Consider the following 23,781-nt stretch of genomic DNA (forward strand, 5'->3'; position numbering starts at 1 on the left):
CGAACTGGCCGTGCTCATCACCACCCGTATCGCCGAGCGGGCCGTTGTCATCACCACCCGTATCGCCGAGCGGGCCGTGCTCATCACCACCCGCATCACCGAGCGGGCCGTGCTCATCACCACCCGAATCGCCGCCCGCACCCGCCGCGCCGCCGCCATCATCACCAGCACAACCAGCCGCCAAGCCACCAGATTTCCCATTTTCCCACCCAACAAAATCACCACGCACACCCAAACCACACGCAGCTAGCCGCCCCCTTTTCAGGGGTGCCCGGAAGGACCCGCGATAGGGGCGACCGGCATTGGATGATTGGCCTGTTCTCTGCGGGTGGGGGGAGAGGGGGCGGCGGGAAGGCGACCCCGCGTCGAACAGAAGACAAGCGGAAGCGACCGTCCCGGTCGCGACGACGGAAGATGCCAGCCAGCTACGCGGGGCGCACTTACGAGGCGCGAAGGTATAAATAGGGTAGAAAAAAAGAAAAGGACCGACGCACAGAATATGCGTAAGTCCCTGTCTTTCTTGGTGGGCTATGCAGGATTCGAACCTGCGACCTCTTGCTCCGGAGGCAAGCACTCTATCCATCTGAGCTAATAGCCCACGGGAACGAAGTAGCTATACCCCGCGCCGCCCTTTGTCAAGAACACTTCGCGCCACCGCGCCGTGCGAGACGCTTGAACGGGCCAGGGCAGCCAATGGCCTTACCCCTTGCACAAATGTCTAAAAAAAGTCTATAGGGGATGAAATCATGACGGGATTGCGTCCGCCCGCCCTTTGGAGCACCCATTTGGCGCACCCATTTGGCGCACAATGGACCGGGCAACGCCCCAGCGGAAACAAGGCTGAGAAACAGCCGACAATACGATGAACAAAAAACGAATTATCCTCGCGGTGACCGGTGCCAGCGGCACCCCCTACGCCGCCACCCTGGCCGCGGAACTCGGCCGCCAGGACGACATCGAGCTGCACCTCGTCATCTCGGCCGCCGCCCGCCGGGTCATGGCCCTTGAGACGGACGACGCGCCCGACGCCCTCGAAGCCCTGGCCCACGCCGTGCACGACCCAGGCGACATCGGCGCTCCCCCGGCCAGCGGCTCGTGGCGGCACCAGGGCATGATCATCTGCCCCTGCTCCATGGCCACCCTGGCCGCCGTGGCCACCGGCGTGGGCGACTCCCTCATCCACCGGGCGGCGGACGTCACCCTCAAGGAGCGCGGCAGGCTCGTCCTCGTCACCCGCGAGACCCCCTTGAGCGCCATCCACCTGACCAACATGCTCGCCGCCGACCGGGCCGGGGCCGTGATCATGCCAGCCAGCCCGGGCTTCTACCACCAACCGGAAACCATCGGGGACCTGACCGCCCACCTGGCGGGCCGGGTGCTCGATCAATTGGACATCCCCCACACGCTCCATGCCCGATGGGGCGAATAGGCGGGGACAACGAGGCGGACTCCGAGACATCGGAAAGCCATCAGGAGGGAGAACATGGAGATCACCTGGTTCGGCCATGCGAATTTCAGGATCAGGACAGGCGACACAGTGGTCCTGATCGACCCGTTCTTCGTGGGCAATCCGGCCTCGCCCACCACCTACAAGGACATTGAGCGGTGCGACCTCATCCTGGTCACCCACGACCACAACGACCATGTGGGGCAGACCCTGGAACTAGCCGCGCGCCACGACGCCGAGGTGGTGGCCATCTTCGACGTCATCCAGAGCCTCATCACCCAGGGCCTGCCCGAGCATCTCGGGGTGGGCATGAACATTGGCGGCACGGTCTCGCGGCTGGGGCTGTCCATCAAGATGGTCCAGGCCATGCACTCGTCCGTACACGGGGCAGCCGCAGGCTTCATCATCACCCTGCCCGACTCCACCTGCATCTACAACTCGGGCGACACCGGCCTGTTCGGCGACATGGAATTGTTCGGCAAGCTCCACGACATAGACATCGCCATGCTGCCCGTGGGCGGCCGCTTCACCATGGACGCGACCCAGGCGGCCTATGCCTGCTCCCTGCTCGGCTGCCGCCGGGTCATCCCCCAGCACTGGGGCACCTGGCCCATCCTGGCCCAGAACACCACGGCCCTGGCCGAACAGCTCATGCTCCTCTCGCCCGACACCCATCTGGTGGAGCTTGAGATAGGCACGCCCACCGAGGTCTGAGGCAGCATCAGCCCAATCGAAAAGGCTATTAATACAGCCCAACAGATGGAGGCTGTTCAAAAATGGTGAGCTGCTAGGCGCGAAAAAAGGTCATGGCCGAAGCGTACTCCAAGTACGCGAGGATTTGACCTTTTTGAAGCAACGACGCAGATCGCCGTTTTTCAACAGCCTACCGGCGCGATGCAGCCATCTTTTGCAGAGCCGCGTGAATGAGTTCCGCCTTTTTCCCGCCGATGCCCGGCAGCGAGCGGATTTCCTGCGGGTCCGCGGCCAGCATGGCGTCCAGCGACTCGAACCGGTCCCAGAGAATCCGCGCCGTCTTCGGGCCGATGCCCGGCAGCGAGGTCAGTTCACTGCGCAGCACGGTTTTCTTGCGCGCCGAGCGCTGCTTGCCGAGCACGAAGCGGTGGGCCGTGTCGCGCACCTTTTGCAGGAAGAGCAGTTCGACACTGCCGGGCGCCAGCGGCATGGGGTTCTTGCGGCCGGGCCGGAAGACCACGTCCTCCAGCTCGCCCGCCCTGCGCGACGGTCCCTTGGCGATGGCCGCCAGCTCCCAGCACACGTCCTCCACACATTCGCTCAGGGCGCGCTCCACGGCCGCCAGCTGCCCCCGGCCGCCGTCGATGAGCACCAGATCGGGCCACGGCGGGCCGGACTCCACCCGTCTGCGCGCCCAGGCGGCCAGGGCCGCGTAGTCGTCGCCCGTGCCGTCCAGATCGGGGAAGGCGTAGAGCCGCGAGGCGTCCCTGTCCCGCTGGCCCGACTCGAAGACCACCTGCCCCACGCGCATGTCGCGCCCGCCCAGGTGGGAGGCGTCCACGCACTCGATGCGCTCCGGCTCGGCAGGCAGGTTGAGCGCCCGGGCCAGCCGGGCCGAGATGGTGTCCCGGCGCGCCCGGGCCTGCCGGGCCACATCGCGGGCCAGCCCCACCAGCTTCTTTTCCTGGGTCGTCCGGGGCGCGGCCAGCCGCACCGGCCCGCCCCGCCGCTCGGCCAGCACCTCGGCCACCAGCGCGTCCTCGATCTCGTGGGGGACTATGATCAGCGGCGGAATGAACCGGGACGCGCCGTAAAACTGCATCAGGAAGCTGCGGACCACCTCCGGCCCCTCGTCCAGGGCCAGCCCTGGCCAGAAGAAATGCTTCTCGTCCAGGAGCCGCCCCTGGCGCACGAAGAGCAGGCCGAGCCCAAGGCCGCCCTCCACCTCGGCCAGCCCGAGCACGTCGCGGTCGCGGTTGTCCTGGCACACGGCCACCTGCCCTTCCACGGTCTGGCGCACCGCCCTGATCTGGTCGCGCAGCACAGCCGCGCCCTCGTATTCCATGGCCGCTGCGGCCTCGGCCATGCGCCGCTCAAGGGAGACGATCAGCTCGCCCGACTTTCCCGAGAGCAGCATCTCCACCCGGCGGACCATATCCATGTACATGGCCCGGTCCACGTCGAGGACGCACGGCCCCAGGCACTGATGCAGATGATGATACAGGCACGGCCTGACCCTGTTGCGAAAAACGTGATCCGAGCATTTGCGCAGGGGGAAGACCTTGCCCAGCAGCTTCCAGGTGGTTTTGGCCGCCGCGCCCGAGGTGAACGGGCCGAAATAGACCGAGCCATCGCGCACCACCTTGCGGGTGATGGCCAGCCGGGGAAACTCGGCCTGCCTGTCGAGCCGGAAGAGGACATACTGCTTGTCGTCCTTGAGAACCACGTTGTAGCGGGGCCGGTGCTTCTTGATCAGCCCCTCTTCCAGCAGCAGGGCTTCCTTTTCGGTGCCGGTCAGCAGCACGTCCACCGCGCGCACCCGGGCCACCAGCGCCCGGGTCTTGGGTGTCAGCCCCGTGCTCTTCTGAAAGTACGAGGCCAGCCGCCGCTTGAGCCGCTTGGCCTTGCCCACGTAGATGATCCGGCCGCGCGCGCTCTTCATCAGATACACGCCCGGGGAGTCCGGATAGTCGGCGGCAAAAAATTTGAACCCTTCAGAATCGGCCATGTGGTTTTTTTTCGACTCCCATTGAACTTTCGGGCAGCATAACCCAGAGGATTTGATCGGTCACCAGAAATGACGAGTAACAAAAAATCATTTTAAAACATCGTGATAGGAAATAAAAACCTCGCCCATGCAAGCCCGGAAAACCGGCGGTAAAAAAATTTTGACCAAAGTGATGATTTTTCCTCAAAACCCCTTGCCAAAACCCGCGGGGGTGCGCTAGAAGGATTGCCAGTTACGGTGTTCACTTGGGTTAACCGCAAAAAAGGAAGAAAACAATGAAACGTCTTATCATCCTCGCCGTGCTGTGCGCCTTCGTGCTCAGCGCTGCCGTGGCCTCCGCCGCCGACATCAAGGCGTCCGGCGCCTGGGTCGTTGAGGCCAACTGGAATTCCAACTGGGATTTCAGCGACAAAATCGCCACCCGTGATCGCGAGTCCGCCTTCGCCATCTCCCAGCGCGCCACCACCACCTTCGAGTTCATCGCCAACGAGAACCTGAAGGGTGTCCTCCAGACCCGTTACGGCACGCAGCGTTGGGGTGCGAGAAGCTTCACCATCGGTGCCGGCGACTCTCGCGCTAGGAACATCGACCACAACCGTATCGCCGTGCGTCAGGCCTACATCGACTTCAACTGGCCCGACACCACCGTGCATGTCCGCGCCGGTTACCAGGGCGTGTCCCTGCCCGCGGCCTTTGGCGGCGGTTCCCTGATCCTGGACGAAGAGATCGGCGCTGCCGTGGTCTCCGGCTCCATCACCGACAACGTCGGCTACCTGGTCGGTTACGCCCGCGCTGTTGACGGCGACGTCACCGGTGCCACCACCGTCACCAACGGTCAGATCGACGCTTACGTCGCTGCCGTGCCGATGAACTTCGAGGGCTTCTCCCTCGCTCCCTTCGGCATGTACGCCCCGATCGGCAAGGCAACCACCGCTGCTAGCGTCGTGGCTGTCGCCCCCGGTCTGGCTGCCACCAACGCTACGACCAACCCCACCGGCGCTGACTTCGACAACGCTTACTGGCTCGGTGCCGCCTTCACCATGGACCTGTTCGATCCCTTCGTCCTGAAGGCCGACGTGAACTATGGTAAGGTTGACTCCAAGTACAAGCAGAACCGCCGCTCCGGTTGGCTGTTCGACGCCGCCCTGGAATACAAGGGCTTTGACTTCATGACCCCCGAAGTGTTCTTCGTCTACACCACTGGTGAGGACGGAAACGGCTCCAAGGGCAATGGCTCCTCCGAGCGCATGCCTGTCCTGGCCGCCCAGAACTGGGCCATCGGCTCCTTCTTCTTCGGTGGTGACCGCCTGCTGGCCGGTTCCATCCAGGAGACCAACAACTACATGGGTTTCTGGGCCCTGGGCCTGTCCCTCAAGGACATCCAGTCCTTTGCTGAAGGCCTGACCCACGACTTCCACTTCATCTATGCCAAGGGCACCAACGACAAGAACACCTTCTCTTCTGTCGCCGGTGAACTCAACCGCAACGTGAACTACGGCCGCACCCTGACCACCAAGGACACCCTGTGGGAAGTGGACTTCAACACCGGCTACAAGCTGTACGACGAGCTGACCCTGTCCCTGGACCTGGGCTACGTCAACCTGTCCACCAAGAAAGAGCGCTGGAACAACACCGATGGTCAGAAGGGCGGCGACGCCTGGAAGATCAGCACCGGTGTGCTGTACCAGTTCTAGTCTGATCCTGTAGACAGAAAGAATCGACCCAAGTGACACCTGGGGCCGGGGAGTGCAAACCCCGGCCCCTTTCATTTGCCCGGCATCCGTGACCAGCAGTTCGCCCCCCGGCTTCTTGCGCTCGACTTTTCACCCCCGGTCGGCTATACAATTCTCCCTTGACCGCCGATGCCGCACCCGGTGCGGGGCTGGCCCGGTCTGTCTCGAAAACGCCTTCAACAGGGATCGCCATGCCGTGCAGAACCATTGAATACACCGGCCCGCAGGACTGGGCCGACATCGCCGTCTGGCTCGACCAGCGCAAGGATCCTGACACCCAAGTGGACGGGCTTGTCCGCGACATCCTCACCGAGGTAAAGGAGCGGGGCGACGACGCCCTGGTCACATACACCCGCAAGTTCGACTGCCCGGACTTCAACGCCTCCCACCTGCGCGTCCCGGCCGATGCCATTGCCACGGCCCTGGACCAGCTGCCCCGCGACGACGTGGCCATCCTCGAAGAGGCCATCATGCGGGTGCGCGACTTCCATGCCAACCAGAAGGAGAATTCCTGGTGGACCGCCAGCCCGGACGGCACGATCCTCGGCCAGATGGTTCGCCCGGTGGACCGCGTGGGCCTCTATGTGCCCGGCGGCCAGGGCGGCGAAACCCCGCTCATCTCCAGCCTGATCATGAACGCCATTCCGGCTCAGGTGGCCGGGGTGCAGTCCATCGCCGTGACCTCGCCCCCACGGGCCGATGCCACCCTCAATCTCTACATCCTGGGCACCGCCGCCCTGCTCGGCCTGGATGAAATCCATCTGGCCGGATCGGCCTGGGCCATCGGCGCGCTGGCCTACGGCACCCGGACCATCGCCCCGTGCGACATGCTGGCCGGGCCGGGCAACATCTTCGTGGCCACGGCCAAATCCCAGCTCATCGGTCAGGTGGGCATCGACATGGTGGCCGGGCCCAGCGAGATCGTCATCCTGGCCGACGCTTCGGCCAATCCCGCATGGCTGGCGGCGGACATGCTCTCCCAGGCCGAGCACGACCCGCTGGCCGCCTCCATCCTGGTCACGCCGGACACTGCCCTGGCCCAGGCGGTGCGCCACGAGTTGGCCACCCAATGCGCCGCCCTGCCGCGCGGCGAGATCGCGGCCAAGTCCCTTGAAGCCTGGGGCGCGGTGATCACCGTGCCCGACCTTGATACGGGCATCGACCTGATCAACCGGCTGGCCGCCGAGCATCTGGAACTGGCTTTGGCCGACCCCTGGGCCGTGCTCGGAGCCATCCGCCACGCCGGGGCCATCTTCATGGGCCATACCTCGCCCGAGCCGGTGGGCGACTACTTTGCCGGACCCAACCATGTCCTGCCCACCCTGCGCACCGTGCGCTTTTCCTCGGCCCTGTCCGTGCAGAACTTCTGCAAGAAATCAAGCATCATCGCCACCACACCGGGCTATGTGGCCGAACACGGGCACAAGATCGCCCGGCTGGCCCGGCTGGAAGGCCTCGAAGCCCACGCCCGCAGCGTGGAATGCCGCACCAAGTAGTCATTACATTTAAGAGAGGGAAGAACATGGCCGCCGTAATGGAAACCGACTTGAAGGAATACCCGCGCATCTCCCGGGGCAAGGTCCGCGACATCTACGAGATCGACGCCGATACCCTGCTCATCGTGACCACGGACCGCATCTCGGCCTTTGACGTGGTCATGCCCGATCCCATCGAGGACAAGGGCAAGGTGCTCAACCAGATCACCCTGTTCTGGATGGACATGATGGGCGACCTGATGCCCAACCACATCATCGCCACGGACGTGAACGACTTCCCCGAACCCCTGCGCGCCCACGCCGACGCCCTGCGCGGCCGCAGCCTGCTGGCCAGAAGGGCCAAGCCCCTGCCCGTCGAATGCATCGTGCGCGGCTTCATCACCGGCTCGGGCTGGAAGGACTACCAGAAGACCGGACAGGTCTGCGGCCACGCCCTGCCCGCCGGGCTCAGGGAATCCGAGATGCTTGAAACCCCGCTCTTCACCCCCTCCACCAAGGCGGAGCTGGGCGACCACGACGAGAACATCACCCTTGAGCAGGCGGCCGCCCTCATCGGCGAGGAGATGATGCGCAAGGTCGAGGGGCTGGCCATCGCCATCTACGCCCGCGCGCGCGACTACGCCCGCCAGCGCGGCATCATCATCGCGGACACCAAGTTCGAGTTCGGCATGGTCGGTGATCAGCTCATCCTCATCGACGAGGTGCTGACCCCGGATTCGTCGCGCTTCTGGCCCGTGGAGGGCTACGAGCCGGGCCGCTCCCAGCCCAGCTTCGACAAACAGTATTTTCGCGACTGGCTGGAGGAGACCGGCTTCAACAAGCAGCCGCCCGCCCCGCGTGTGCCCGCCGACATCGCCGCGCGCACCCGGGCCAAGTACATGGAAGCCTATGCCCTGCTCACGGGCAGAACCCTCGAAATCTAGGAGGCGGCCATGGCAGACTGGCTCCATCTCATTGGACTGATAATCCTCGGACTGGCCATCGGCCACTTCCTGCGTTCCAGATTCCGCGGCGGCTGAGGCCCCCGCTCAAGCTGCGGCTGGAAGCCGCCGACCAAGGACGCCGACACCGACAAGGACAAGCCCGACACCAAGTAGCGAGCCGGGCCATGCTTGACAGCGGCCGGGAATGCAACTATACATCCCCTCTTGCCTTGCTCTCCCCGCCGTTGGGGAGGGCCAACGACCAAAAGGAGTAACACAATGGCTACCAACTACGAGACGCTCGTGCTTCTCTCTCCCGAGTTGGCTGAGGAGAACAGGAAGGAAATCCTGACACTTCTCACCACCGTGGTGGAGCGCGAAGGCGGCAGCATGGTTGAAACCGATGACTGGGGTCTGCGCACCCTTGCCTATCCGGTCCAGAAACAGACCCGCGGATACTATGTGCGACTGGTCTACGACGCCCCGGGCAACCTGGTGGCGGAACTGGAACGCAACATCCGCATCACCGACGGCATCTTCAAGTTCATGACCGTCAAACTGGCCGCCTAGGAGGGTTTAACCATGGCATTTCGCAAGAAATTCACTCCGAGGAAGAAATTCTGCCGCTTCTGCGCGGACAAGGAACTGCCTCTGGACTACAAGCGCCCCGATATTCTTCGTGATTTCGTGACCGAGCGCGGCAAGATCATTGCCCGCCGCATCACCGGCACCTGTGCCAAGCACCAGCGTCGGCTGACCAACGAGATCAAGCGCGCCCGTCAGATGGCTCTTCTGTTCTACACCACTGTTCACAGCTCCGATGTGAAGAAACGGAGCTCCCTGTAGGAGGAAGACTGATGAAACTCATTTTACGCGCTGATGTCGATACTCTTGGTCGGCTCGGAGAAATTGTCACTGTCAAGGCTGGCTACGGCCGCAACTACCTGATTCCCCAGGGATTTGCCAAGCCCGCCACCCCCGCGAACCTCAAGGCCTTCGAGCTTGAGCGCCGCAAGCTTCAGGAAAACGCCGACTCCCTGCGCGCCCAGGCCCAGGGTCTGGCCGACCGCATCGCCGCCACCCCCATCTCCATTGAGGTGCGCGTGGGCGAGGGAGACAAGCTCTACGGCTCCGTCACCTCCGCCAACATCGGCGACGCCATGGAGGCCGCAGGCATCGACATCGACCGCCGCAAGATCATCCTGCCCGAGCCCATCCGCTCGCTGGGCGAGTACGAGGTCGAAATCAAGCTGCACCCTGCCGTGCGCGGCGAGCTGAAGCTCTCCGTGGTCCGTCACGGCGCTTCCATCGTCGACGAACTGGAACAGACCGCCCCGAAAGCGGCGGCCCAGGAATCCAATGCCGACGCCGAAGACGCCGAAGCAGCAGAGGCCTAAATCAGGCCAGTATGACACCCATTCGGAAGAGGCCCTCGAAAGGGCCTCTTCCGATCTCCTACGCAAACTCCCCCCGCAGAATCTGGAAGCCGAGCAGGCCGTCATCGGCGGCGTGTTCAAGTCCAACACCATGTTCCACGAACTGGTGGACATCGTCGATGCCGACGACTTCTACTCCCCGGCGCACCGGACCATATTCCAGTGCTTCATCGAGCTGTACAACCGGCAACGGCCCATTGATCTGGTCACGGTCAAGGACCAGCTCGAATCCTCGGGCCACCTCGACACCGTGGGCGGCCCGGTCTATCTCTTCGAACTGGCGGACTCGGTGTTCAGCGCGGCCAACGCCCTGCACCACGCCAAGATCGTCCGCGACAAGGCGATCCTGCGCCGCCTCATCGACGCCTCAAGCTCCATCATCACCAGCTGCTATGAGGCGGGCGACGTGGACGAACTGCTCGGCGAATCCGAAAAGCAGATCTTCAACATCGCCCAGTCCAAGACCAACGCCAACCAGATCGACAGCAAACGGCTGCTCGACCGCGTGTTCGAGGACCTGACCCGAAAATACGAGAACAAGTCGGCCATCACCGGCATCGCCACCCATTACCATGGCTTCGACGCCATGACCGCCGGGCTCCAGAAGTCGGACCTGATCATCATGGCCGGGCGGCCCTCCATGGGCAAGACCGCCTTTGCCCTCAACGTGGCCCTGCGCGCGGCCGCGCGCTCCGAAACGCCCACAGTCATCTTTTCGCTCGAAATGAGCATGGAGCAGCTCATGACCCGCCTGCTGGCCGTGCAGGCCAAGGTGGGGCTGCAAAACCTGCGCACCGGCTACCTTGACGACCAGGATTGGCAAAAGCTCTACGCCGCGGCCGACATCATCTCCCAGGCGCCCATCTTCATCGACGACACGCCCGCTTTGTCCACCCTGGAGCTTCAGGCCCGCTGCCGCCGCCTCAAGGCCGAGCACAACCTCGGGCTGGTCATCGTGGACTACCTCCAGCTCATGCGCGCCAGCAACCGCACCGACTCGCGCGAGCAGGAAATATCGGAAATCTCCCGGAGCATGAAGGCCCTGGCCAAGGAACTCAACGTCCCGGTCATCGCCCTCTCGCAGCTCAACCGCAAGGTGGAGGAGCGCACGGACAAGCGGCCCATGATGGCCGACCTGCGCGAGTCCGGCGCCATCGAGCAGGACGCGGACATCATCGTCTTCCTCTACCGCGACGCCGCCTACAACAAGAGCGAGGACAACCCGCTCAAGAACCACGCGGAAATTATTATCGCCAAGCAGCGCAACGGTCCGGTGGGCAAGTGCGAACTCTTCTTCCAGAAGGAATTCACCCTGTTCGAGAACATGGACGTCACCCCGTACCCCTCGGAACTCCCGGACGGACTTTAACCCCCAACCCCCCTGAGCGCACATGTATTTCGATCCAGTAGAAGCCCTTGACCGCCCTGCTCTGGAGCGCCTCCAGGCCGACCGCCTGCGCAAGACCCTGGCCATGGCCAGCCGGTCCCCTTTCTATGCCGAGCGCCTGGCCGGGCTGAACATCGACGACATCCGGACCCCGGCCGACATCGCGTCGCTGCCCTTCACCACCAAGGACGATCTGCGCAGCCAGTATCCCTACGGCATGCTCACCCGGCCCCTGGATGAATTCGTCCGGCTGCACGCCTCGTCCGGCACCACGGGCACACCCACCGCCGTTTTCTACACTCAAGGCGACCTCGACACCTGGGCCGATCTCATGGCGCGCTCCATGTACGCCTGCGGCTGCCGCCAGAGCGACGTGCTCCAGAACATGTCCGGCTACGGCCTGTTCACCGGCGGGCTGGGCATTCATTATGGTTCCGAGCGGCTTGGCATGCTGACCATCCCGGCGGGCGCGGGCAACACCAAGCGGCAGATCAAGCTCATCCGCGACTTCAAGGTCACGGTCATGCACATCATCCCCTCCTTTGCCCTCTACTTTGCCCAGAAGGTGCGCGAGGAAGGGTACGACACCGCAGACATGCCCTGGCGCATCGCGCTCATCGGGGCCGAGCCCCACACCGAGGAGGCGCGCCGCAAGATCGAGGAGATGATGCACATCAAGGCCTACAACTCCTATGGCCTGTCCGAGATGAACGGCCCGGGCGTGGCCTTCGAGTGCGTGCATCAGGCGGGAATGCATCTGTGGGAGGACGCCTACATCGCCGAGATCATCAACCCCGAGACCGGCGAGCATGTGGCCGAGGGCGAGGTGGGCGAACTGGTCATGACCACCCTGACCCGCGAGGGCATGCCCATCATCCGCTACCGCACCCGCGACCTGACCCGGTTCATCCCGGGCCAATGCGCCTGCGGCCGCACCCATCGCCGCATCGACCGCATCACCGGCCGGGCCGATGACATGATCATCCTCAAGGGCGTGAACATCTACCCCATGCAGATCGAACACTGCCTGATGGCCATGCCCGAGGTGGGCCAGAACTACCTCATCGAGCTGGTCACCGAGGGCGTGTCCGACCAGATGAAGGTCAAGGTGGAGATCAAGGACGAGTATTTCGTGGAGGACATGCGCTCGTTGCAGGGACTTCAGAAGCGGATCGCCAAGAACCTGTGCAACGAGATCCTGCTCACCCCGCGCGTGGAGCTGGTCCAGCACGACACCATACCCAAGGCCGAGGGCAAGGCCGTGCGTGTGGTGGACAACCGCAGCAAGGAGTAGCCGTGGCGTATCTCTGGGCCACGCTGACCATTCTCACCCTGCTCCTCTCCCAGACGCTGCAACTCTTCAGCATGCCCGCAAACTGGGTGGCGCTGGGGCTGGTGGCGCTGTGGAAGTGGGTCTATCCCGCGTCCATGGACTGGAGCTTTGTCATCGCCCTGGCCGTGGCCGCCGCCCTGGCCGAGGTGCTCGAATTCGGCCTCCAGGCCTGGGGCGCGGGCCGTTACGGCGCCACCGGGCGCGGCAACCTCGGCGGCATTGTCGGGGCCGTGGCCGGGGCCATCCTTGGCGCGCCCTTTTTCCTTGGCCTCGGTGCCCTGGCCGGAGCCCTGGGCGGAGCCTATCTCGGCTGCCTGGTCATGGAAATGCCCGGCCGCAGCCGCCAGGAGGCCATGCACGCGGCCAAGGGCGCCTTTGTGGGCAAGGCCCTCGGCTTCACGGTCAAGATCGCTGTGGGCGCGGTCATCGTGGTCCTGTCCATCCCCCGCATCTGGCCCTGAGCGGGCCGCCCCTCCCTGCGTCCAAACGCCTAGCTCTTTGGCGGCAACGCGCCAGAAAGCCGCTTTCCGGCAGCCTCGTAGCCATAATTGATGAGTTCATCGGCCCGGTCGAATTCGATCAACCGGCAAAGATTCCTCGGGATTTCTATGAGATGGTCCGGCGGATAGGCCGCGATCTTCTGGCGGGCGATGGTTCCCTGCATGGCGTCGAAGGACTGGGAGAGCACGTCGTAGGCCCCGATGTTGATGCCGCCGCCGGACACGCCGTTCTTGAACCTGTCCACCAGATCGGAAACCATGTCGGGCAGTTGGAAGTGCCTGCCGTTGTCGTCCCGGTCGGGCAGGCGCGCCCCCTTGACCGGCCTGCCGCAAAGGTTGACCGCCACGGTCACGTCCGTGTCGTCGCTGAAGGTGGGCGCGATGGGCACGGGGTTGAGGATGCCGCCGTCGATGAGGTCCGCGCCCTCGTGGCGAAAGGGGGTGAAGATGAGGGGCAGGGAGATGGACGCCCGGATGGCGTCGAATATCGGCCCCTTGACGAACCACACCTCCTTGGCCTGGGAAATGTTGGAGGCCACGGCGGTATAGGAGATGGGCAACTGCTCGATGCGCACGCTCCCCACCACGGACTTGAGCGTCTCGATAAGCTTGGCCCCCTTGAAGAGCCCGGCCGTACCCATGGAGAAATCAAGCAGGGAGAGCATGGACGCCTTGGTGATCTTCCGCGCCCACGCCTCGTACTCGTCGAGCCTGCCGATGGCGTGGATGCCGCCCACCAGCGCGCCCATGGAGCTGCCCGCAATGGAGCGGATCTCGCAGCCGTTGGCCTCCAGCCAGCGGATGACGCCAATGTGGGCCAATCCCCTGGCCCCGCCGCTGCCAAGGACCAGGGATACGGTGGTCTTCTTCGTCATGTGGTGGTTCTCCTTGTGCTGGTGCCGGACCAGTATTCTCCCTGGGGCGCGGCCCGTCAAGCCGTGGCGGCCGGTCATTTTTGACTTGCACGACGCGACCTTTTGGGCGACCTTGTGGGCCGTTCGCATGAATTCCGTGAACCTCATTCCAACCGGGTGACGCAATGAACGCCGATCTTTTCCCCACCTATCGCGGCCGCATGGAATACTTCTGCCTCGGATGCGGCAAGCGGTATCCCGCCGACGAGTTGTACTACACCTGCCCCGATTGCGGGGGCGTGTTCCTCCTCGACAACCTCGACTTCGCCGAGTTGAAGAAGACCTCGGGCGAGGAGTGGCGCAGGGTATTCGACGCCCGGGCCGCGTCCAAGCGCACGGCGCTACGCGGCGTGTTCCGCTTCTACGAGTTGATGGCCCCAGTGCTGGAGGAGGAGGACGTGGTCTACCTGGGCGAGGGCAACACCCCGCTGGTGGAGTCGTCCCCGGCCCTGAACGCGGCCACCGGGCTGCGCACAGCCTACAAGAACGACGGCCAGAACCCGTCCGCATCCTTCAAGGACCGAGGCATGGCCTGCGGCTTCTCCTACCTGCGCGCCCTCATCCGCAAGCACGGCTGGGACTCCATCCTCACGGTCTGCGCCTCCACGGGCGACACTTCGGCAGCGGCGGCCCTGTATGCCTCCTATGTGGGCGGGGCCATCACCTCGGTGGTCATCCTGCCCCAGGGCAAGGTCACTGCGGCCCAGTTGGCCCAGCCGCTGGGATCCGGCGCGGTGGTGCTGGAAGTGCCCGGCGTGTTCGACGACTGCATGAAGGTGGTCGAGCATCTGGCCGACAACTACCGCGTGGCCCTGCTCAACTCCAAGAACGCCTGGCGCATCCTGGGCCAGGAGTCCTACGCCTTTGAGGTCGCCCAGTGGTTCGACTGGAATCTGCGCGGCAAGTGCGTCTTCGTGCCCATCGGCAATGCGGGCAACATCACGGCCATCATGGCCGGATTCCTCAAGCTCCTGGACCTTGGCATCATCGACGCCCTGCCCCGCATCTTCGGCGTCCAGTCGCACCACGCGGACCCGGTCTACCGCTACTACGCCGTGGACGACCCCAAGGAGCGGCGCTACGCGCCCGTGACCGTGACCCCGTCCGTGGCCCAGGCGGCCATGATCGGCAACCCGGTCTCGTTCCCGCGCGTCAGGCACTTTGCCGAGAAATTCGAGGCTGTGGCCGGTCCCGGCTCCTTCCAGGTGGTCCAGGTGACCGAGCAGCAGATCATGGATTCCATGATCCAGGCCAACCGCAACGGGCACATCGCCTGCACTCAGGGCGGCGAATCCTTTGCCGGGGCCAAGCGCGCCCTGGAACTGGGGCTGGTCTCGCCCGACGAGCTGTGCGTGCTCGACTCCACGGCCCATCAGCTCAAGTTCGTGGATTTCCAGACCATGTATTTCGAGAACACCTTCCCGCCCGAGTTCGGGGTGACGCCGGACACGAGCCTGGCCAACCGGCCCGTGCTGGTCGCCTCGCCCGAGGACAAGGCCCGGCTCTCGCCAGACGAGTTCACCCGGACCACGGCCGACGCCATCGTCGCCCGCCTGGGGCTGGAGAAGAAATAGGCCCGACCATGGCGAAAAAGCAGCGCGCCGACCACCTGCTGGCCGCATCCGGGCTCGTGGAGAGCCGCGAGAAGGCCAAGCGGCTGATCATGGCGGGTGTGGTCCACTCCCTCAACCGGGGCCAGAAGGTGCCGGTGACCAAGCCCGGCCAGCAGTTCGACGAGGACACCGAGTTCGTGGTGCCCGGCGACGACCGCTTCGTGTCACGCGGGGCGCACAAGCTGCTCACGGCCATCGAAACCTTCGGCATCGACTTCGCGGGCAAGGTGGCCCTGGACGCCGGGGCCTCCACCGGCGGCTTTACCGACTGCATGCTCCAGCACGGCGCGGTGCGCGTCTATGCGGCTGACGTGGGCTACGGCCAGCTCCACGAGAAGCTGCGCCAGGATACCCGGGTGATCAACCTTGAGCGAACCAACCTGCGCCATGCCGGGCCGGACCTCATTCCCGAACCGGTGGACGTGGTGGTGGCCGATGTCTCCTTCATCTCCCTGACCAAGGTGCTGCCCGCGTGCATGCAGTTCCTGCGGCCGGGCGGCGAGGTGGTGGCGCTGATCAAGCCGCAGTTCGAGGTGGGTCCGGGCCAGACCGACAAGGGCGTGGTGCGCGATGAATCCCTCAGGCAACAGACCGTGGACATGGTCACCGGATTCTGCCGCGAGCAACTGGGCCTCGAGTTGATCGGCGTCGCTCCCTCACGCATCCTCGGCCCCAAGGGCAACCAGGAATACCTCGCCTACATGAAAAGGCTTGCCTGACGCCCATCCCGGGCGTAAGCCTCATCTGTTCAACAACTTCAATTGATTGGGGAAGACCATGCTCCAGGGACTCATCTACGCCGTCATCTCGGCTGTGGCCTTCGGCTCGCTGGCGGTGATGGTCAAGCTCGGCTTCAATGCGGGCCTGTCCGGCGGCGAGATGATGCAATACCGCTTCACCTTCGCCGCCCTCATCCTGGGCCTTGTCCTGCTCGTGCGCGACAGGTCGCTGCTGGCCGTCACCCGTGCCGGGCTGGCCCGGTGCGCCCTGATCGGCATGGTCATCTACTGGCTCCAGACATCCTGCTTCGTCCTGGCCCTGGAGACCATCCCGGCCTCCACCGCAGCCCTGATCCTCTACTTCTACCCGGTGACCGTGACCCTGCTCTCGGCCCTGATCTTCCGGCTGAAGCTCGACCGGGTGGTGCTCGGCTCCCTGGTCCTGGTGGTGGCCGGATGCTGCCTCGTCTTCTACGACGCCTTTCTCAAGGAGGCGGACCCCACCGGGCTGCTCTACGCGGTGGGGGCCATGTGCTTCTTCACCTGCTATCTCATGGTGGTGCAGCGGGTGCTGCGCGACGTCAGGCCGCTCACGGCGACCTTCTATGTCATGCTCTTTGCCGGGGTATCCTTCAACCTGACGGGCGACATGACGCCGTGGCTCGAACCCACCTGGGAGCGCATGGCCTTTGGCCTGTCCCTGGGCCTGCTGCCGGGCGTGGTGGCTGTGGCCTTTCTCTATAAGGCGGTGGAAAAGGTGGGCAGCGCCTACGCCTCGATCTTCTCGTCCATCGAGCCGGTGGTCACTCTGGCCGGGGCCGCCCTCCTGCTTGGCGAGAACGTGGTCCTGCTCCAGATGGGCGGCACGGCCCTGATCATCGCGGGCGTGGTCATCCCCAACCTGCGCGCGCTGGCCCTGCGGCGACGGGTGAACGCCCCTGCAAGACCTTCCGCCCGGGTCTAATCCTCTTCGCCGCGCCGGTCCATGAACCGGGCCAACAGCTTGAGGTGCGCCCGCTCCTCACGGGCCAGGGTCTCGAAGACCTCCCTGGCCTCGGGCTTCTCCGCCCGCCTGGAACAGCGCAGGTAATAGTCCAGCGCCTGGGCCTCGACCATGGAGGCGAACTGGAGCACCCCCTGGTCCTCGTCAAAGGTGTCGCCCATGGCGTCGAGATAGTGCTGGATGCTGACTCCGCCCTCGGCCGCGCCGGCGGCATCGGTCAGGGCCACCTCCTCGAAGAGGCGGCGGCTCATGGTCTCGCCCATGATCTTCTGGTAGTGGCCGAAGAGGACATCCATGTGCTGATCCTCGAACCCGGCCAGTTCCATGAACAACTCGATGCGCTCCAGGGTCTCGGCCAGATCGGCGCGAAGCAGATAGAATTCCTGAAGCCGGTGCTCCATGGCATAGGCCTTGATCACCACCTCCTGCGGCGTCTCACGGCCCGAGAACTCGATGACCCCGAACTCAACGGGACCAAACGCCGTGTGCCCGCGCCAGGCCATGACCCCGCCGGTCATGGAATAGACCTCGCCAAACCCCTCGCCGTCAAGGAGCGAGGCAGCGGCCGCGCTCCGGCCACCGGCGAGACAATAGGTGATGACGGGCTTGTCCGGGTCCACCTCGCCCAGCCTGTCGAGAAGCTCCGAAAGCGGGATAAGCAGCGCCCCGGGCAGGTGAAATTCCTCGTATTCCCACCCCTGCCGGACATCGAGCAGGGTGTAGGCGTCCGGCTGGCGGCTCTCGGTATAGGCCCTGGCCTCGTCAACGCTCATCAGCTTCATGGCTCTGGTCATGGCTCCCCCGGCTGTAGGTGTCGAGCGGGTCAAAACCGCTTATCAACCGAAAAAGAATACGGCACAAGCTCATCCGCCGTCAATCATGCGGACCCTCGGCCAAATCAGGAAAGGAAGGGAAGGGAAAGGCTGATCCAGACCAGGAAGCCGCCTGCAACCAGGGCGCAACGGGTGTCGCGGCCGGACCAGGAAAAATCAGGCTCCCAGGCCTGCGGGCCGTCGAGGCCACGACCGGCCACGGCCAGGGTCTGGTTCCACGTCTTCTGGCCCAAGGCGCGGATCACGGCCTGCGGAATCACGGTCATCCGCAGGAAGAACCCGCACCGGGGGCAGCGCCGGGCCAGGGCCTGCCTGATTTCGGCCACCGTGGCCAGACACATGGGCAGAAAATGAACCATCAATGCCAGGGACAGGGCCAGTTTCCAGGCGCGTTCGCCACCGGCCACGGGCCGCACCGCCCAGGCCACGGCCAGCCCCAGGGCGCGGGCCGAGGCGGACAGGGCCAGAGACAGGCCAAGCAGCAGCAGCGCGGCAAGCCGCACGGCGAGATCACCCGCACCAGCGGCCACCTGCGCCCACTCCATGCCGGACACGGCGTCGAGCCCGGCCTTGACCGCCACCCAGAAGACCACGAAGACCAGCAGACCGCGTACCATGCGCCCGCCAAGGGGCTGCCCCGAAGCAAGGGCAGCGACAATGCACAAAAGCGCCACGGCGCACACTCCGGCCTGAACCAGCCCCATCAGCCACAGGGCCGGGCCGAGAAACAGGGCCGTGCCCAGCTTGAGCCTCGGGTCGAGCCCGCGCACGAGAGCGGCGAGACGGCTCACAGAGACTCCTCATCCCAGGAACGCACACCCTGCCCCGCGCTCCACGAACAGGGCGGGCGCACCCCGTGGCTGCGCACATGGTTGAGCACCGCGTCCGGCGGCCCGTCCAGGGCCAGTCGGCCCGTGTCGAGCACCACCAGTTGGTCCACAAGGTCGATGAAGCATTCAAGATCGTGGGATGACACCACCTGGGTCAGCCCGACCGCACGGCTCTCGCGCAGCAGGCCGCGCATCTCGCGCATCCCCGGGTAGTCGAGCCCGCTGAATGGCTCGTCAAGGAGCAGCACCCGCGGATCGTCCAGCAGGGCGGCGGCCAGGCACACCTTGCGCTTCATGCCCCAGGACAGGGTCTGCACCGGCCGCTCCCAGGCGGGCAGCAGGGAGAAACGCCGGGCAAGTTCCCGGGCCCTGGCCACGGTCGCGTCCGTGCGCGCCCGGCCGAGCAGCAGATCCTCCTCCGCCGTGGCCCCAAGCATTTGCAGGTCCGCGTCCTGCATGACCAGACGGCAGACGGCCCGCACGGCCCTGCCCTCGCCCGGGTTCACGCAGCCGTCCACCGTGATCGAGCCCGAGGTGGGCGTATACAACCCGGCCATGAGCGCCATCAGCGTGGACTTGCCACTGCCGTTGGCCCCCACCAGGCCCACCAGCGTACCCGGCCTGATGGACAGGGACACGCGGTCGAGCGCCCCCTGCCCCCCGGGATAGACGTAGTCGAGATCAGTCACGGTTATCATCGCGGCTCCTGAAATCTGGAATTGATCACGCCGAAAACGCGGCCTGTCCACGGCCGACATCACCCTTCACCACCCTGCAATCCCCTGTCAACCCGTGATTCCCATCATGGAACACTGCGACTGCCTCCTCCTGCCCGAATGCCAAAAAAAAGCCCCCGGCTGGCGGGGGCTCATGACGAACAGAAATGGGAGAAGCTAGAAGGCGTAGCCCACGGAAAGACCCGTGATCCAGGTCTGGCCGTCCTTGAAATCGACCTTGTGCCCATCGATGTTCAGGCCCTTGCGCTCCTTGGCCTTCACATACATGAAGGCCCAGTCCAAGGTCCAATCTTCGTATTTGTAGCCAAGACCGGTGGAAAAGAGCTGGCGATCGTTGCACGGCAGCATGAAGGAGGAATACTCCGAACGAGTGGGTGTCTGATCATACGCATAGCCGAACCGCACGGCGAGCCAGTCGGTGGCCCAGTACTCGGTGCCGAGCTGGAACCGCCAGGTGTTCTTGTAGTTAAAGGTCTTGACCACATTGATGACACCGCTGTAGCGCATAGTGTCAAAGGCCTCCCAGCGGGTGTGGACGATGTCGAACTCCCAGGACCAGTTCTCGGTGGGCTGATAGCCCACGCCCAGGACAAAACTGGCCGGAAGATTGGCCCAGATGTTCTGACCGGTGGATGTCGACGCCGGTCCCTGCTGCGCCTTGCCCTCGGTCTGCATGTCCATGGACGAGCGCCAGGTCAGGCCCACGGACCACTGATCGTCCACCTGATAGTGGACGCCGAGGTTGCCGCCTATCGCATACCCGGAGGTGTCGGCGCTGACGGTAACACCAGGATCGCTCTTCTGTTTGATGCTGCCCCTGAGGATCTCGACGCCTCCGGCAACAGAGAGTTTATCGCTAAACTTGAAAGCGATGGTGGGATTGAGCGAGACGGACGCGAGGTCCACATACTGGAGCGAGGCCTTGCCGTTCCAGTTGTCCTTATAGTGGGTACCCAGGCCGAAGCGGGTGAACATGCCGACCCCGAGCCAGACGTTCTCATTGGATTCCGACTGGTGGGTGTAATAGGCATGGGGCACGGTGTAGATGTTGGCCTTGGTCTTGTTCTTGTGGCCGTCCACCGTCACGGTGGACTGGGGCGAGATGAACACCGCGCCGGCCAGGGCATGGGAGCCCTCAAGCTTGGTCATCAGCGCCGGGTTGGTGGCGATAACCGAGGCGTCACCGGCAATGGCGTACCCGGTGGTACCCATGGCCGTGCCCCGATTGCTCCACTCGTACAAGGCAAAACCACCGGCATGAACGCTGGTGGCCGTGGCCAGAAGACACAACACGAGATTGCAGCAGACTGCAACGACTGCACGTTTCATCCTTCCCCCTTGGTGGAGCCGCCGCATGCGACGGCCGTCTGCTCCCGGAAAATCGGCACCCTCCCAGATGCGGCGGGTCGCCCCGCCCCGACTTCCCAAGGACTGTTATTTTTTGCACAAACCGCCGTTTTATAACCAAACAGTCATCCAAAGTACAACAAAATTTGGCCCATGCGACGAATTGATAGCAAACTCTGCCGACTCGGCCCAATATATCCGAATTAGACGGACGCCCACCACCCATGAGCGCTTTCGGGCATGATTCTGGCATCGGTTGCCACGGGGAAATAACTGCCGATGCGACCAGGAGGCTTCATGCTCCCGAAGCTGGACATCAAGGAGAAGAACTTCCACGGCCTGCTGGCCATGGGTGCCCTGGCCGGTATCGGCGAAGGGTCACTGCGCTACGGATTCACGCTGCACACCGGGTTTCCGGGCATGGCGCTGACCCTGGCGGCCGCCCTGCTCGGCGGTGTCTGCGGCTTTGTCCTGAAAGATTTCTTCCGCAGCCTGCGCGGCCTGCCCCCCTATCGCGGCATCAACAACGACGGCTGGATCATGGGCGCCTTCATGGGCGCGTTCCTCGGGACCCTGTTCCAGGTGGCCAACAGCCCAAGCGGGGCGAATCTGGTACTCGGATCCATGGCCGGAGCCTATCTCGGGGCCGCGCTGGGCGCTTTCCCGGACGAGTTCATCACCCCTATCCTCGACCTGATGCGCAAGAGCGAAACCACCCCCCGCCCTGAACGCGGATAAGCCCCGGCAATGACTCGCCGGGGCTCGTGAAAGGGAGGTGATCCTCTCACCATGTCGAAAAACAGCAATTACTGCATCAACACCCAGATGACCGCGCCAAGCTCCAGCTCGCGGCCCTGGTAAGGCTCGGCGTCGGCGTTGAGCCCGGCAAAGCCCCACCATCCCTTCCAGGGGCAGACAAAGGTGAACACGCCGTTGCCATCGGCGATCACTTCCTGGGTGACCATCCGCTCGCTGGGCGCGGTGCGCTTGCCGTCGGCGTTGTAGTACTCGACCTCCACGCGGGTGTAGGGCGCGGGCTCGCCATCAAGCATGACCACGCCCTGGAAGACGTTGCCCGCATAGTTGCCGAAAGGCCGGGTCAGCGGCACGATCTCGGTCTTCAGGCCAAGGGGCGCGTTCCATTCTTCGCCCTCGCCGTAGGCGTCGATGACCACCTTGGTGATATGGCGGATGTAGTTGTTCTCCGCGTCCTCCTTGTAGGGGACCGGATCAAAGACGAATGCGTACAGGCCGGGCGCGCGCGGGGTATAGGACGCGGTCCAGGCGGTGTGGTCCATGACCTTGGCGGGCTTGAGGGTGCCGAGCAGGTCGGTCTTTTCCTCGCCATTGGCCACCACGAAGAAGGCGGCGGGTTTCTCAAGCTCCATGCCCACCATCTCGAAAGGATGGGAGAAGGACAGGGTCAGGTTGACCGTCTTCTTCTCCTGGCTCACCGCGTCGGTGTCGGGGATGAGCATGCCGAAATGGGCAAAGGCCGCGCTGGCCGTCAGCAGGGCAAGGATTGTGATCGATAGAATCAGCCGTGTCTTCATTGGTCGGACCCCCGTTGTGTTACAAAGCATGATATTGTGACTTAATGACGCGCATCGGATACTAATATCAAAATAGTAACACAAGTCAAGGGCCACCTGAGCGTTTTCAGGCCGGAAAATCAGGAGGAGTCCGAGGCGCGCCACCGCTTGGCCATGAACACGCCGGTGACGTTGTGCCACAGGGAAAAGAGCGCGCCCGGGAGCGCGCTGACCGGGGCGAAATGGGCCACGGCCAGGGCCACGCCCAGGCCGGAGTTCTGCATGCCCACCTCGATGGCCAGGGTGCGGGCGTCGCGCCGGGAGCAGCGGGCCAGCCGGGCCAGGGAGTATCCAGCGGCCAGCCCCAGGCCGTTGTGCAGGATGACGGCGAGGAAGACGAGGAGTGGCAGGGCCAGCAGTGTGGCCTGATTCAGCCCCATGATGCAGGCGATGAGCATGGCGATGACCACGATGGACAGGGATGGGAAATAGCGCAGCCACGGCTCAAGGCGCTTGCGGAAGATGCGGCGCAGGATCAGGCCGTCCACCAGCGGAAAGACCACGATCCAGAACACGGAGGAGACCATGCCCAAAAAGTCCATCTCCACCCGCTGCTCAAGGATGAGGTAGACGATGGCCGGGGTCAGGATCGGGGCGAGGCAGGTGGAGGCCAGGGTCAGGGTCACCGAGAGGGGCACATTGGCCCGGGCCAGGTAGGCCACCACATTGGAGGCCGTGCCGCCCGGGCACGCCCCGACCAGGACCATGCCCACCGTGGCCTCGGGCGACAGGCCCAGCGCCATCGAGATGAGCACGGCCAGCACGGGCATGACCGCATACTGCATGCCCACCCCGAACCCCACCAGCCGCCACTTGCCAAGTATCGCGCGAAAGTCGCCGAACTCCAGGGTCAGCCCCATGCCGAACATGATCACGCCCAGAAACAGCGGAATATGCGGCTTGATCCAGGTGAAGGATGGCGGATGGATCAGGGCCACGGCGCAGAGCGTGGCGGTGATGGGGATGAAGAAGCGCTCGATGAAGGCGGGAATGGCTTCCGATTTCATGCCGGATGGGTGGATGAAATTTCGCAGTTTGTCAACGCGCGGCGTAAAACTGATTCCTGCCTGTTGCTTTGGGAGAAAGAGAGAAAGAGAGAAAGAGAGAGAGAGAGAGAGAGCCGTCGCTGTCGCTCCTCCAAGTTTGGAATTGCCCTCCCGGCGGGGTTCTTTTTTGGCTGGGCCGCCCCAAAAAAGAACCAAAAAAGCTCGGCTTACGAGCTTGGCCGCCGCACTCT

At 64.2% G+C, this 23,781-nt stretch carries 25 protein-coding genes and 1 tRNA gene; 17 read left to right on the top strand and 9 right to left on the bottom strand.

Annotation, left to right across the window (positions count from 1 at the left end):
- Positions 1-10: 10 nt before the first annotated feature.
- Positions 11-250 carry a hypothetical protein gene (locus QQS14_RS09750; protein ID WP_285906798.1) on the top strand — a complete coding sequence of 80 codons (240 nt, stop codon included), beginning with the start codon at positions 11-13 and terminating at the stop codon, positions 248-250.
- 271 nt (positions 251-521) lie between these two features.
- Here the strand turns inward: QQS14_RS09750 and QQS14_RS09755 are convergent.
- Positions 522-598, bottom strand: a tRNA-Arg gene (locus QQS14_RS09755).
- Positions 599-862: 264 nt separating this feature from the next.
- Here QQS14_RS09755 and QQS14_RS09760 point away from each other — a divergent pair.
- Both QQS14_RS09760 and QQS14_RS09765 read left to right on the top strand, forming a co-directional pair.
- Positions 863-1,429, top strand: coding sequence for a UbiX family flavin prenyltransferase (locus tag QQS14_RS09760; protein WP_285906799.1), 567 nt, complete (start codon positions 863-865; stop codon positions 1,427-1,429).
- 54 nt (positions 1,430-1,483) lie between these two features.
- On the top strand, positions 1,484-2,161 hold the full coding sequence (locus tag QQS14_RS09765) for a metal-dependent hydrolase (RefSeq protein ID WP_285906800.1): 678 nt from the start codon (positions 1,484-1,486) through the stop codon (positions 2,159-2,161).
- A 169-nt stretch (positions 2,162-2,330) separates the two neighbouring features.
- Here the strand turns inward: QQS14_RS09765 and uvrC are convergent, their stop codons facing one another.
- On the bottom strand, positions 2,331-4,148 hold the full coding sequence (gene uvrC / locus QQS14_RS09770) for an excinuclease ABC subunit UvrC (RefSeq protein WP_285906801.1): 1,818 nt from the start codon (positions 4,146-4,148) through the stop codon (positions 2,331-2,333).
- Between the two features lie 275 nt (positions 4,149-4,423).
- On the opposite strand from uvrC, the gene QQS14_RS09775 reads away from it, so the two are divergent.
- From QQS14_RS09775 to QQS14_RS09815, 9 genes are all read left to right on the top strand, one after another.
- Positions 4,424-5,842, top strand: a complete 1,419-nt coding sequence (locus tag QQS14_RS09775; RefSeq protein ID WP_285906802.1) for an outer membrane homotrimeric porin — start codon at positions 4,424-4,426, stop codon at positions 5,840-5,842.
- A gap of 230 nt (positions 5,843-6,072) precedes the next feature.
- Positions 6,073-7,377 carry a histidinol dehydrogenase gene (hisD, locus tag QQS14_RS09780; protein WP_285906803.1) on the top strand — a complete coding sequence of 435 codons (1,305 nt, stop codon included), beginning with the start codon at positions 6,073-6,075 and terminating at the stop codon, positions 7,375-7,377.
- Between the two features lie 26 nt (positions 7,378-7,403).
- Positions 7,404-8,300 (top strand): phosphoribosylaminoimidazolesuccinocarboxamide synthase, encoded by an 897-nt coding sequence (locus QQS14_RS09785; RefSeq protein ID WP_285906804.1) that lies wholly within the window; start codon positions 7,404-7,406, stop codon positions 8,298-8,300.
- Positions 8,301-8,579: 279 nt separating this feature from the next.
- A complete protein-coding gene (gene rpsF, locus QQS14_RS09790; RefSeq protein ID WP_285906805.1) occupies positions 8,580-8,870 on the top strand; it encodes a 30S ribosomal protein S6 in 291 nt (96 codons plus the stop codon).
- A 12-nt stretch (positions 8,871-8,882) separates the two neighbouring features.
- Entirely contained in the window at positions 8,883-9,146 is a 264-nt protein-coding gene (rpsR, locus tag QQS14_RS09795) for a 30S ribosomal protein S18 (protein WP_285906806.1), read from the top strand.
- A gap of 11 nt (positions 9,147-9,157) precedes the next feature.
- On the top strand, positions 9,158-9,697 hold the full coding sequence (rplI, locus tag QQS14_RS09800) for a 50S ribosomal protein L9 (protein ID WP_285906807.1): 540 nt from the start codon (positions 9,158-9,160) through the stop codon (positions 9,695-9,697).
- Positions 9,660-11,105 (top strand): replicative DNA helicase, encoded by a 1,446-nt coding sequence (gene dnaB, locus QQS14_RS09805; RefSeq protein WP_285906808.1) that lies wholly within the window; start codon positions 9,660-9,662, stop codon positions 11,103-11,105. The genes rplI and dnaB overlap by 38 nt, the downstream gene beginning before the upstream one ends.
- A 22-nt stretch (positions 11,106-11,127) precedes the next feature.
- Entirely contained in the window at positions 11,128-12,417 is a 1,290-nt protein-coding gene (locus tag QQS14_RS09810; RefSeq protein WP_285906809.1) for a phenylacetate--CoA ligase family protein, read from the top strand.
- 2 nt (positions 12,418-12,419) lie between these two features.
- Positions 12,420-12,917, top strand: coding sequence for a DUF456 domain-containing protein (locus QQS14_RS09815; RefSeq protein ID WP_285906810.1), 498 nt, complete (start codon positions 12,420-12,422; stop codon positions 12,915-12,917).
- Between the two features lie 29 nt (positions 12,918-12,946).
- Here QQS14_RS09815 and QQS14_RS09820 read toward each other — a convergent pair whose 3' ends face one another.
- Positions 12,947-13,831, bottom strand: coding sequence for a patatin-like phospholipase family protein (locus QQS14_RS09820; protein WP_285906811.1), 885 nt, complete (start codon positions 13,829-13,831; stop codon positions 12,947-12,949).
- Positions 13,832-13,995: 164 nt separating this feature from the next.
- On the opposite strand from QQS14_RS09820, the gene thrC reads away from it, so the two are divergent.
- From thrC to QQS14_RS09835, 3 genes are read left to right on the top strand one after another with little or no spacing between them, the layout of a single operon-like run.
- Entirely contained in the window at positions 13,996-15,444 is a 1,449-nt protein-coding gene (gene thrC, locus QQS14_RS09825; RefSeq protein ID WP_285906812.1) for a threonine synthase, read from the top strand.
- An 8-nt stretch (positions 15,445-15,452) separates the two neighbouring features.
- On the top strand, positions 15,453-16,202 hold the full coding sequence (locus tag QQS14_RS09830) for a TlyA family RNA methyltransferase (RefSeq protein WP_285906813.1): 750 nt from the start codon (positions 15,453-15,455) through the stop codon (positions 16,200-16,202).
- Between the two features lie 58 nt (positions 16,203-16,260).
- Positions 16,261-17,166, top strand: a complete 906-nt coding sequence (locus QQS14_RS09835) for a DMT family transporter (RefSeq protein WP_285906814.1) — start codon at positions 16,261-16,263, stop codon at positions 17,164-17,166.
- On the opposite strand, the gene QQS14_RS09840 is transcribed toward QQS14_RS09835, so the two are convergent.
- From QQS14_RS09840 to QQS14_RS09855, 4 genes are all read right to left on the bottom strand, one after another.
- Positions 17,163-17,999, bottom strand: coding sequence for a rhodanese-like domain-containing protein (locus QQS14_RS09840; protein ID WP_285906815.1), 837 nt, complete (start codon positions 17,997-17,999; stop codon positions 17,163-17,165). The genes QQS14_RS09835 and QQS14_RS09840 overlap by 4 nt on opposite strands.
- A gap of 104 nt (positions 18,000-18,103) precedes the next feature.
- On the bottom strand, positions 18,104-18,829 hold the full coding sequence (locus QQS14_RS09845) for a CbiQ family ECF transporter T component (RefSeq protein ID WP_285906816.1): 726 nt from the start codon (positions 18,827-18,829) through the stop codon (positions 18,104-18,106).
- The gene (locus QQS14_RS09850) at positions 18,826-19,566 is read right to left on the bottom strand and encodes an energy-coupling factor ABC transporter ATP-binding protein (RefSeq protein ID WP_285906817.1); all 741 of its coding nucleotides are present in this window, start codon (positions 19,564-19,566) and stop codon (positions 18,826-18,828) included. Before QQS14_RS09850 ends, QQS14_RS09845 begins: the two co-directional genes overlap by 4 nt.
- A gap of 195 nt (positions 19,567-19,761) precedes the next feature.
- Positions 19,762-20,934 carry an OmpP1/FadL family transporter gene (locus QQS14_RS09855; protein WP_285906818.1) on the bottom strand — a complete coding sequence of 391 codons (1,173 nt, stop codon included), beginning with the start codon at positions 20,932-20,934 and terminating at the stop codon, positions 19,762-19,764.
- 315 nt (positions 20,935-21,249) lie between these two features.
- Here QQS14_RS09855 and QQS14_RS09860 point away from each other — a divergent pair, with 315 nt between their 5' ends.
- Positions 21,250-21,690, top strand: a complete 441-nt coding sequence (locus QQS14_RS09860) for a hypothetical protein (protein WP_285906819.1) — start codon at positions 21,250-21,252, stop codon at positions 21,688-21,690.
- Between the two features lie 68 nt (positions 21,691-21,758).
- On the opposite strand, the gene QQS14_RS09865 is transcribed toward QQS14_RS09860, so the two are convergent.
- On the bottom strand, positions 21,759-22,505 hold the full coding sequence (locus tag QQS14_RS09865) for a DUF4198 domain-containing protein (RefSeq protein WP_285906820.1): 747 nt from the start codon (positions 22,503-22,505) through the stop codon (positions 21,759-21,761).
- 119 nt (positions 22,506-22,624) lie between these two features.
- Complete coding sequence (locus QQS14_RS09870) at positions 22,625-23,551, bottom strand: bile acid:sodium symporter family protein (RefSeq protein ID WP_285906821.1); 927 nt, start codon at positions 23,549-23,551, stop codon at positions 22,625-22,627.
- Positions 23,552-23,560: 9 nt separating this feature from the next.
- Here QQS14_RS09870 and QQS14_RS09875 point away from each other — a divergent pair.
- Positions 23,561-23,781 (top strand): hypothetical protein (locus QQS14_RS09875; RefSeq protein WP_285906822.1); only part of this gene is annotated, 221 nt, incomplete at its 3' end.

The sequence above is a fragment of the Pseudodesulfovibrio pelocollis genome, from assembly GCF_030282845.1.
Classification (GTDB): Bacteria; Desulfobacterota; Desulfovibrionia; order Desulfovibrionales; family Desulfovibrionaceae; genus Pseudodesulfovibrio; species Pseudodesulfovibrio pelocollis.